The sequence below is a fragment of the Zunongwangia sp. HGR-M22 genome (assembly GCF_027594425.1).
GTDB lineage: Bacteria > Bacteroidota > Bacteroidia > Flavobacteriales > Flavobacteriaceae > Zunongwangia.
In genome coordinates this window covers 787,501-790,000 of sequence record NZ_CP115159.1, presented here as the reverse complement: position 1 = coordinate 790,000, position 2,500 = coordinate 787,501, and the positions used below count along the sequence as shown (strand labels likewise).

Annotated in this window: 2 tRNA genes and 2 rRNA genes (1 of these 4 cut by a window edge); all 4 read right to left on the bottom strand. The window is 45.3% G+C overall.

Features of this window, described 5'->3' with window-relative positions:
* Positions 1-147 (bottom strand): 23S ribosomal RNA (locus tag PBT91_RS03515); it reaches 2,686 nt to the left of the window's first position.
* A 236-nt stretch (positions 148-383) separates the two neighbouring features.
* Positions 384-460 (bottom strand) — tRNA-Ala (locus PBT91_RS03510).
* A gap of 133 nt (positions 461-593) precedes the next feature.
* Positions 594-667: transfer RNA gene (locus PBT91_RS03505), tRNA-Ile, on the bottom strand.
* A gap of 110 nt (positions 668-777) precedes the next feature.
* Positions 778-2,305 (bottom strand): 16S ribosomal RNA (locus PBT91_RS03500).
* The 16S and 23S rRNA genes sit together here with 2 tRNA genes alongside, the layout of an rRNA operon.
* Positions 2,306-2,500 lie beyond the last annotated feature (195 nt).

The window sequence follows — 2,500 nt, the reverse complement described above, 5'->3', positions numbered from 1 at the left end:
TAATCTTCAATTAAGTGGGTTGCCCCATTCGGATATCTACGGATCAATGTGTATGTGCCACTCCCCATAGCTTTTCGCAGCTTATCACGTCCTTCTTCGCCTCTGAGAGCCTAGGCATTCCCCATACGCCCTTAATAAGCTTGTATGCTTTTTACCTAATATGCTCGCGACAATCATCTTTGCTAAATGATTGTCAACTATTTTATTGTGCTATTATTACTTTAGAATTTTTAAAAACTCTATCGCATAATAAGCGTTAGTTTCTCGTATTCTTTATTTCTCAATATGTCAATGAACGATCGCGAGTCGCGATAGACGTATAAACAATCTATGCTTCCCACTGCAAACCATGAAGATTATCTTTCAAATCTCCAAGCATTGCCTGGTGGAGAATATCGGAGTCGAACCGATGACCTCCTGCGTGCAAGGCAGGCGCTCTAGCCAGCTGAGCTAATCCCCCGTTTTTAGTGATCAGTTAACCAGTTATCAGTTAACAGTACTTATAACGGCTACTTAACCTCTAAAATTTCCTTTCAATAAATCTGTAAGAACATATACTTTTAAACTCTCGCCCTCCAAGTACTTCTTTAAAGTAGTCTCAGGCAGACTCGAACTGCCGACCTCTACATTATCAGTGTAGCGCTCTAACCAGCTGAGCTATGAGACTGTCCATATAATCAAATTGACAAATTAAGAATCAAGACCAAAAGGACTTGCTTTTGAACTTCCCTAAATCTAATTGCCAGTTCCTTATTCTAAAATAAGGTTCTGCTCTAGAAAGGAGGTGTTCCAGCCGCACCTTCCGGTACGGCTACCTTGTTACGACTTAGCCCCAGTTACTAGTTTTACCCTAGGCCGCTCCTTGCGGTAACGGACTTCAGGTACCCCCAGCTTCCATGGCTTGACGGGCGGTGTGTACAAGGCCCGGGAACGTATTCACCGCATCATGGCTGATATGCGATTACTAGCGATTCCAGCTTCACGTAGTCGAGTTGCAGACTACGATCCGAACTGTGATAGGGTTTATAGATTCGCTCCTTCTCGCGAAGTGGCTGCTCTCTGTCCCTACCATTGTAGCACGTGTGTGGCCCAGGACGTAAGGGCCGTGATGATTTGACGTCATCCCCACCTTCCTCACGGTTTGCACCGGCAGTCTGGCTAGAGTTCCCACCATTACGTGCTGGCAACTAACCACAGGGGTTGCGCTCGTTATAGGACTTAACCTGACACCTCACGGCACGAGCTGACGACAACCATGCAGCACCTTGCAATCTGTCCGAAGAAATATCTGTTTCCAAATACGTCAGACTGCATTTAAGCCCTGGTAAGGTTCCTCGCGTATCATCGAATTAAACCACATGCTCCACCGCTTGTGCGGGCCCCCGTCAATTCCTTTGAGTTTCATTCTTGCGAACGTACTCCCCAGGTGGGTTACTTATCACTTTCGCTTAACCACCCAGCCCTCAATTGGGCCGGACAGCTAGTAACCATCGTTTACGGCGTAGACTACCAGGGTATCTAATCCTGTTCGCTACCTACGCTTTCGTCCATCAGCGTCAATATATTATTAGTGATCTGCCTTCGCAATCGGTATTCTGTGTAATATCTATGCATTTCACCGCTACACTACACATTCTAACCACTTCATAATAATTCAAGATCTACAGTATCAATGGCAGTTCTCCCGTTAAGCGGAAGACTTTCACCACTGACTTATAAATCCGCCTACGGACCCTTTAAACCCAATGATTCCGGATAACGCTTGGATCCTCCGTATTACCGCGGCTGCTGGCACGGAGTTAGCCGATCCTTATTCGCAGAGTACCGTCAGCCCTTTACACGTAAAGGGGTTTCTTCCTCTGTAAAAGCAGTTTACAACCCATAGGGCAGTCTTCCTGCACGCGGCATGGCTGGATCAGGCTCTCGCCCATTGTCCAATATTCCTCACTGCTGCCTCCCGTAGGAGTCTGGTCCGTGTCTCAGTACCAGTGTGGGGGATCTCCCTCTCAGGACCCCTACCTATCGTTGCCATGGTAAGCCGTTACCTTACCATCTAGCTAATAGGACGCATGCTCATCTCTTACCGTAACCTTTAATTACAAATCAATGCTAATTCATAATACTATGAGGTATTAATCCACGTTTCCATGGGCTATCCCTCAGTAAGAGGTAGATTGCATACGCGTTACGCACCCGTGCGCCGGTCGTCAGCAGAAAAGCAAGCTTTCCCCTGTTACCCCTCGACTTGCATGTGTTAAGCCTGCCGCTAGCGTTCATCCTGAGCCAGGATCAAACTCTTCATCGTTGTTTCATTAATATGTAACAATCAAATCTTAAGTTTGCGTTCTTATATAAATAAGAAGTTTAAAGCTCAAAAGACGACTCTCTAGTCTTAATTCTTAATTCTACACTTCCATTTTTTTTATAATACCATACAGTACTATTAAAAAATGTCGTTTGTCAATTCAATATGTCAATGAACTCATTTAAAAGTCCGGGA